At 78.1% G+C, this 7764-nt stretch carries 6 protein-coding genes and 1 pseudogene; 3 read left to right on the forward strand and 4 right to left on the reverse strand.

Annotated elements, in window-relative coordinates:
- Nucleotides 1–87: 87 nt before the first annotated feature.
- Nucleotides 88–1182: a baeRF3 domain-containing protein gene (locus IE321_RS09550; protein ID WP_190222479.1), complete on the reverse strand. Its 1095-nt coding sequence runs from the start codon at nucleotides 1180–1182 to the stop codon at nucleotides 88–90.
- A gap of 237 nt (nucleotides 1183–1419) precedes the next feature.
- Complete coding sequence (locus tag IE321_RS09555) at nucleotides 1420–1908, reverse strand: DUF1269 domain-containing protein (RefSeq protein WP_043229970.1); 489 nt, start codon at nucleotides 1906–1908, stop codon at nucleotides 1420–1422.
- Nucleotides 1909–2098: 190 nt separating this feature from the next.
- On the opposite strand from IE321_RS09555, the gene IE321_RS09560 reads away from it, so the two are divergent.
- A complete protein-coding gene (locus IE321_RS09560) occupies nucleotides 2099–3067 on the forward strand; it encodes a MerR family transcriptional regulator (protein ID WP_190222480.1) in 969 nt (322 codons plus the stop codon).
- Between the two features lie 7 nt (nucleotides 3068–3074).
- On the opposite strand, the gene IE321_RS09565 is transcribed toward IE321_RS09560, so the two are convergent.
- The gene (locus IE321_RS09565) at nucleotides 3075–3725 is read right to left on the reverse strand and encodes an alpha/beta hydrolase (RefSeq protein WP_190222481.1); all 651 of its coding nucleotides are present in this window, start codon (nucleotides 3723–3725) and stop codon (nucleotides 3075–3077) included.
- Nucleotides 3726–3931: 206 nt separating this feature from the next.
- The gene (locus tag IE321_RS09570) at nucleotides 3932–5302 is read right to left on the reverse strand and encodes a cryptochrome/photolyase family protein (RefSeq protein ID WP_190222491.1); all 1371 of its coding nucleotides are present in this window, start codon (nucleotides 5300–5302) and stop codon (nucleotides 3932–3934) included.
- 279 nt (nucleotides 5303–5581) lie between these two features.
- Here IE321_RS09570 and bdeA point away from each other — a divergent pair, with 279 nt between their 5' ends.
- Complete coding sequence (bdeA, locus tag IE321_RS09575; RefSeq protein ID WP_043229975.1) at nucleotides 5582–6553, forward strand: bis(hydroxyethyl) terephthalate hydrolase; 972 nt, start codon at nucleotides 5582–5584, stop codon at nucleotides 6551–6553.
- Nucleotides 6554–6658: 105 nt separating this feature from the next.
- Nucleotides 6659–7764: pseudogene (locus IE321_RS09580) on the forward strand (hypothetical protein); the annotation flags it as partial.

The following is a 7764-nucleotide window of genomic DNA, read 5'->3' on the forward strand; positions in this document are numbered from 1 at the left end:
GGCCGGGAGTGGCCGGGGCCGGGACATGCCACGGGGCCGGGACGCCCGTCACGGGTGTCCCGGCCCCTCCGGGGTGCGATGGCCCCCTCAGTAGCGCAGCACGGCGGCGATGCGGCCCTGGCCGTCGAGGGTGCCGCCGGGGACGAAGCGCACCTCGGCGCCGGTGTCCAGGGCCCGCTCGACGATCTCGTCGACCATGTCGTCCCGGGCGCCCGCCTCCCCGGCCTCGGCCGGTTCCAGGTGGTCGCCCTCCTCGCGTACGACCGTCCGGTAGTCGTCCTCGACGGCGACGAGCCGGGCGCGGCCCTCCTTGGCGGCCCGCCAGACCTCGTCGATGCCGCCGGCGAACTCGCGCCGGCGGCGGGCCGCGTCGAGGTCGGCGGTGAGGGCCTCGACGGCGGCGGCCGCGCGGGCGGTCCGGGCGGGCTCGACGGCGGCGCGGAAGGCGGCGGCCGGCGCGTCGGCGAGACCGCCCTTCTGGACGGTGACCGTGTCGGGTCCGAGCGGGCCCAGCTCCTCCACCAGCCCCAGCGCCTCGGACGAGCCGAGGACGTACAGCGGGCGGGGCTCGGCGGCGAGGAGCACCCGCAGCTTCTCGTGCGCCTCGCGCAGGAACTGGCGGGTGGCCTCGTCCTGGAAGGTGCTGGGGACGTCGCCGATCCGCTCCTTCCGTTCGACGTCCGGGTCCTCCAGGCTGCGGGTCAGCGGGAAGCCGTCGCGGGCCGCCTCGACGGTCCGCTCGGCGTTGCCGCTCCACAGCGAGACCCGGTCGGCGGCGACGGCCACGGCCCAGTGGGGCTGCTCGGCGGCGCGGGCGGCGACCAGGTTACGGGTGAGGAAGGTGTCCGCGAGGACCACCCGCTCGGGCACCGTGCGGGGCAGCGACCACACCTGGTGCTCGCCCTGCGCGGCGAAGATGACCAGTCCGTCCTCCGCGTGCGCGAGGTCCACCTCGGCCGCCGCCCGGCTCAGCTGGTCGAGGATGTCGAGCCGCCGTTCGCGCGGCACGTCCGGGTCGCCGGTGAGCGTCTTCTCCGCCTCCGCGAGCAGATTGCGCAGGCGCACCGGGTCCTGCGTGTTGTCCGGTTCGCGGCGGTGGGTGGGCATCACCAGCGAGACGGCCGGGTACGGCCGGGGCTGACGCAGCTTCGCGAGCACCTCACTGCTGAGCACGGGGTCCATGGAGGGGGCCTTCCTGTGGGGTCGGGCGAGTGCCTGAACGGGGACTCGGGCGGGCGCCCGGGACGGGGGGTCGTACCGGGCCGGTGGCGTACCGGCCCCGGTCGCGAACGGGACGGTGGGGACGTGCGGAACGGTGGGGACGTGCGGGATGGCGGGGGCATCCGGGCCGGTGGGCCGTACGGGACCGGGCCTCCACGCGGGGTCCGCCGGGGCCGCGGGCCGTACGGGGCGGCCGGGTCACCCGGGCCCGGCCAGCTGTTCCGCGAGCTCCCTCTCGTCCGCGTCGCTGAGGGAGGTCTTCAGGACGGTGCCGCCGTGGTGCTGCATCGCCGCCGTGAACTTGTCCTCGGTGAGCTTCGAGGCCATGATCACGAGCGCCGCCGAACCGGGCCGCAGCAGGTCGCCGACCTGCTGCCGGAAGTTGTCGTCGACACCGGACTTGCTGAGCCGGCCGACGAGCCCGCCCAGCGCGGCGCCGGTGAGCGCGCCGACCGCCGGGGCGAGGAAGAGGATGCCGAAGATGGTGCCCCAGAGGGCACCCGTGGCGGCGGTGACCCCGACGACCCGGTTGGAGGTGTCGACGTGGGTGCGTCCCTCGGTGTCGACGGAGACGACGGCGAGGCCGTTGAGGCCGACGACCTGGTCGCGCTGCAGTTCCTGCACCGTGCCGAGGGCCTCCTCGGCGACCGCGCGGTCCGCGTAACCGATCACGATCAACTCGGACAATGCCGCCTCCTCGGACGCGCGCGGTCGAGGGGCCGGAGCCGTGCGACCGCGCGGGGGCGCCGTGGTTACGCCCCCTCTCTCGGCCCGATCCTGTCCCGATATGCCCGTTCCCGCGAATCGGCGGGCGCCTGGCCTCCGCCGGTCGGGAGCGGACGCATCGTTCGTGCGTCGCCGATCGTAGGCTGGAGCCATGTCCGAGAAGACCGCCCTCAGCCCGGGCCCCGCCTCCCGCGTCCCCACCGGGATAACCACCGGAGACCTCGCGCGGCGTCTGGGCGTCTCCCCGACGACCGTGCGCTCCTGGGACCGGAGGTACGGCATCGGCCCCGCCGTGCGCCTGGACGGCACGCACCGCCGCTGGGCACCCGGGGACGTGGCCGTCCTGGAGGAGATGTGCCGGCTGACGGCCGCCGGGACCCCGCCCGCCGAGGCGGCCAGGGCCGCCCGCGCCTCCGGCGGCACTCCCCCGCCCCGCCCGCCCGTCGCCGCGGCCGCCCCGGCCCCGGGGGACGTGCGCCGGGAGTACCGGGGCGTCGTCCACGCCGCCGCCCGCCTCGACGGGCCCGCCCTGGAGGCCCTGCTGGCCGGGGCGGTGGCCGCCTACGGGGCCGCGGCCGCCTGGGAGGACGTGATGGTCCCGGCGCTGCACGCCGTGGGCCGCACCTGGGAATCCTCCGGCGACCTGTGCGTCGAGGTCGAGCACCTGCTGTCGTGGCACGTGTCGACCGCGCTGCGGCGGGCACCCGGCTCGGAGCGCCGGGGGCCGGGGGCGCCGGTGCTGCTGGCCTGCGTCCCGGCGGAGCGGCACACGCTGCCGCTGGAGGCCCTCGCCGCGGGTCTCGCCGAGCGGGGCCTGCCGCTCCGGATGTTCGGCGCCGCCGTCCCGGCCGAGGCCCTGGACGCCGCCGTGCGCCGCACGGGACCGGCCGCCGTGACCCTCTGGTCCCAGACGCGCTCCACCGCCGACCACGCCCTGGCCGGCCACGTCGCCGCGACCGGCTTCGGTCTCCGGGGCGCCCGCACGGCCCCGCTGGTGCTGCTCGCGGGCCCCGGCTGGGCGGGCCGGAACCCTCCGCCGGGCGCGGTCCGTCCGGCGGGCCTGCGCGAGGCCCTGGAGCTGCTGACCCAGCGGTGCGGGGCACGCTCCGAGGACGCCTGAGGGGCGGTCAGGCCGGCGTGGTCGCCAGGGTCTCCAGGGCCAGTTCGGTGGCGCGCCGGTGCCAGAGGCGGGCGCCACGCAGCATGGCGTGGCCGCCGGCCGGCATCGGGATGCCGGTCGCGTCCGCGCCGGCCTCCCGCGCCCGGGTCACGAAGGCCCAGGAGTCCCGGGCCGCGGTGACCCGGTCCGCCTCGTCGTGGAGGAGGTGGAGGCGGCGGCCCGCGAGGTGGGCGACCGGCTCGTCCGGGGGGCACCAGGGCGCGAGGGCCACGACGCCCCGCACGGCCGGGTCCCCGGCGACGGCGAGCGCCGCCCGTCCGCCCATCGAGTGGCCGACGAGGACGACCGGGACGGGTCCGAAGCGCGCCCGCAGTCCGGCGAGCGCGGCCTCGGCGTCCCGGGCGGCGTCGGCGCGCGCGCCGTTCCAGCCCCGGTGGCGGTAGCGGGCCTCGGCGACCAGGACCGACCGGCCGCGCGCGGCCCGCCGCACGGCCTCGGCGAACGGCCGCATGCGCAGGGCCGGGAGGTTGAGCCACGGCGGGGCGCCGAGCCCGTCGGCCCGTCCGCCGTGCAGCAGCAGCACCGCGCCGGCCGGCGCCTCGGCCCCGTACCGCACGAGCGGGTCCCGGGCCGGCAGGGGCCGGGGACGTGCGGACATCGGACCTCCCGTGAGCCGTCCGGGTGACGGCCGAGTCCGCAGTCTGTCACGGGCCGGCGGCCGGGCCCCGGGGCGGGGATCCGCGCGGGTCACGGGCCGGACGGAGGGCGGGCGGGCGTCGGGCCCTCCGTCCGGGGTCTCCAGGGTCCGGCGGCGGGACCCCGTTCCTCCATCCGCATCGGTCGTGCGTCGGATCGGCGCCGCGCTCAATCCGCCGCGCGGGCGCTCCGGAAGCGCGCGAGGCCGTCGGCGAGCGCGACGACCGGGTCCGGGTAGTCGAAGCCCGCCCGGTCGAGGCCCGTCAGCCGCCACGGCTCGTGCACGGCGGCCCCTTCGAGGCCGGCCAGCTCCGGGACCCAGTGGCGCACGTACGTCCCTTCGGGGTCGTGGCTCTGGGCCTGGCGCACGGGGTTGAGGACGCGGTTCGGGCGGGTGTCCGTGCCGGTGCCGGCGACCCACTGCCAGTTCAGCTGGTTGTTGGCGACGTCGCCGTCGACCAGCAGGTCCAGGAAGTGCCGGGCCCCCTCGCGCCAGTCCACGTAGAGGGTCTTGGTGAGGAACGAGGCCGTCACGAGCCGCGCCCGGTTGTGCATCCAGCCCTCGTGGGCCAGCTGCCGCATGCCCGCGTCCACCAGCGGATAGCCGGTCCGGCCCTCCCGCCAGGCCGCCAGGTCCGCTTCCGCGTCCTTCCCCCGCCGCCAGTGGTCGTGGCGCGGCCGGTAGTCGTCCCGGGCGACGGCGGGCCGGGCGGCGAGGACCTGCCGGTGGAAGTCGCGCCAGCACAGCTGGCGGACGAAGGCGTCGGCGCCCGCCCCGGGGCCGTGGGCGCGGGCCCGGTGGACGGCCTCCGTCGGGGAGAGCGCGCCGAAGTGGAGGAAGGGCGAGAGCCGGGAGGTGCCGTCGCCCGCCCGGTCGTCCAGGACGTCGTGGCGGTCCTCGTAGGCGTCGAGGTGCCGCGACAGCCAGGACCGCAGGCGCCGCCGCGCCTCGCTCTCGCCCCCGGCCGCCAGCCCCGGGGACACCGCGGGCACGGCGGCGCGCGACGGCAGCGGCTCGGAGGCCACGTCCTCGGGGACGCGGACGGTGCGCGGGGCGGGCAGCGGAGCCCGTACCGGCTGGTCCGCCCAGCGGCGGAAGTACGGGCTGAAGACGGCGAAGTGGTCCGAGCCGTGCGGGACGACGTCGCCGGGCGGGACGACGGAGTCGACGCCGTCGTGCACGGTCAGCCGGCAGCCGTGCTCCTCCAGGGCCTGGCGCAGCCGGGCCTCGCGGGCCCGGGCGAAGGCGGTGCAGCCCGCCGCCGCGTGCACCTCGTCCGCGCCCGTCTCCCGCACCACCCGGCACACCTCGGCCACCGTGTCACCTGTGCGCAGGACCAGCCGGCCGCCCCTCTCGCGCAGCGCTCCGTCCAGGTCGGCGAGGCAGTCGGCGAGGAAGGCCAGCCGGTTGGGCGCGGCGAACCCGGCCCGGTCGACGGCCGGGTCCCGGACGAAGAGCGGCACGAGCGCGTCGGCGGACCGCCGGGCGGCGTGGAGCGGCGGGTGGTCGTGGACCCGGAGGTCGGCGGTGAAGAGCACGACGGCCGTGCGGGTGCCTCCGTCGGGGGCGGCGGAGGCACGGGAGGTGGCGGAGGTCCGGGAGGCGGAGCCGGACGACGCGGCCGAGGTACGGGACGCGGCGGGCGCGCGCGGGGTGGACGGGGTGCGCGGGGTGTCGTTCACGGGGGGCGTTTCGCTTCCGGACGGGCCCTGGGGCGGTGCTGGCGGTCGGGGCGGGGGCGGCGGCGTTCGCCGTCCCCGTATCTCCTTCGGCGGCGCGGCCGCCGCCGGATGCGCGCGGGACCGGTGATTGTGCCGATGACGGCGTACCGCGCCGCCCCCACAGTGGCGGGGCCACCCCACGGCAGCGGCCGCCCCTCCCCCCGGGACGGCCGTACCACGACACGAGAGGACGACTTCGTCGTGAAGCGATACCTTGCCGCGGCCACCGCCGTCGCCGCCGGCCTCGCACTGCTCCTCGCCCCGGGCGCGGGAGCGGCGGCCGGCAATCCGTACGAGCGCGGCCCCGCGCCCACCGAGGCGAGCGTGGAGGCGCTGCGCGGCCCGTACGCCGTCGCGCAGACCTCGGTCTCCTCGCTCGCCGCCACCGGTTTCGGCGGCGGCACCATCTACTACCCGACGAGCACGGCCGACGGGACCTTCGGCGCGGTGGCGATCTCGCCCGGCTTCACCGCCACGCAGTCCTCGGTCGCCTGGCTGGGGCCGCGGCTGGCCTCGCAGGGCTTCGTCGTCTTCGTCATCGACACGATCACCACGGTCGACCAGCCCGACAGCCGGGGCCGCCAGCTGCTCGCCGCGCTCGACCACCTCACCCAGCGGAGCTCGGTGCGGGACCGGGTCGACGCCTCCCGGCTCGGCGTGATGGGCCACTCGATGGGCGGCGGAGGCACCCTCGAAGCGGCGAAGAGCCGGCCGAGCCTCAAGGCGGCGGTGCCGCTCACCGGCTGGAACACGGACAAGACCTGGCCGGAGATCAGCACGCCGACCCTGGTCATCGGCGCGGACGGCGACACGATCGCGCCCGTCGCGACCCACTCGGAGCCGTTCTACGAGAGCCTCCCCTCCGGCCTGGACAAGGCGTACCTGGAGCTGAACGGCGCCACGCACTTCACGCCGAACACGTCGAACACGACGATCGCGAAGTACAGCCTGTCGTGGCTGAAGCGCTTCGTCGACGACGACACCCGCTACGAGCAGTTCCTCTGCCCGCTGCCGCGGCCGAGTCTGACGATCGACGAGTACCGGGGCACGTGTCCGCTGGGTTCCTGACGCCCTGTGCCCGGGCACAGCCCGGCGGACGGGGGCCTGGGCGCGGGCCCAGACCCCCGTTCCGCTCCGTTCCCGGCCCCGGCCGGGCCCGTTAGCGTGACGGGCGTGACCGTGACGGGCAGCATCGGGCAGCGCGTGACCGGGACCGACGACGGTTCGGGCGGCACCGGTGCCGTCGCCGCCGGGCCGCCCGTGCTGTACGGCCGGGAGGCCGAACTCGCCGCCGTCTCCCAGTTGTTGTGGCCGGCGCCGGAGGTCCCGGCGGACGGACGGGTGGTGTGCGTGGCGGGCGGCCCCGGCGAGGGGCGGTCCGCCCTGCTCACCCGGGCGGCCCCGGACTTCCCCGGCGAGGCGCACGTGGTCGGCGCGCCCGGCCGGCAGGTGCCGTGGAGCGGGGCACGGGCGCTGCTCGCCGCGCTGGCTCCGTCCGGGGCGGCGGGGAGCCGGGCGGCGCGGCTGGCCCGGGGTCCGGAGGGCATCGCGACGGCGCTGGCGTCGCTGGTGCCGGGCCGGGGCCCGGTCCTGCTGTGCCTGGACGACTTCCCGCTGTGGGACGCGCACTCGCGGGCCGCGTTCACCGCGCACTGGCGGAGCCCGGGCCCGCGCCGGGGGGCCCGGGCCGCCTGGCTGGTGGCGTCCGCGCCCGGCCGTCCGCTGCCCGTCGCGGGGGCCGCGCCGCTGGTCCGCCTGCCGCGCCTCACCCGGGCGGGCGCCCGCGCCCTGCTGGACGGGGCGAGCGGCGGCGGGACCTGCACCGCCGTCGCCGAACGGCTCCGCGACGAGGCGGCCGGACATCCGGGCGTGCTGGCCGAGGCCGTCCGCCGCCTGCCGCCGGAGATGCTCGACGGGACGGTTCCGGCGCCCGGACGGCTGGTGGACGACGGGGTCCTGGCGCGCGTGTACGCCGGGCTGCTCGGCGCCCTCCCGGCGGACGGGCGACGGCTGCTGCGCGTGGTGGCGGCCGTCTGCGCCCCGGCGGCCGGTGCGCCGTACCGTACGGAGGTCGGTACGGCGCTGGCCCGCGCCCGGGCCCAGCGGGTCCCCGTCGAGGCCTTGGACGGCCTGGTGGCGGCCGGTCTGCTCGACCGCCGGGGCGACGCGCTCGCCTTCACCGATCCGTTCCTGGCGCGGGCCGCGGGGGCCGCCCCGGCGGCGGGTCGCCCCTCCGGCGACGGCGGCCGCCCGCTCCGCGCGGACGGTGCCGCCGCCCC

Source organism: Streptomyces hydrogenans, from assembly GCF_014656075.1.
GTDB lineage: Bacteria > Actinomycetota > Actinomycetes > Streptomycetales > Streptomycetaceae > Streptomyces > Streptomyces hydrogenans.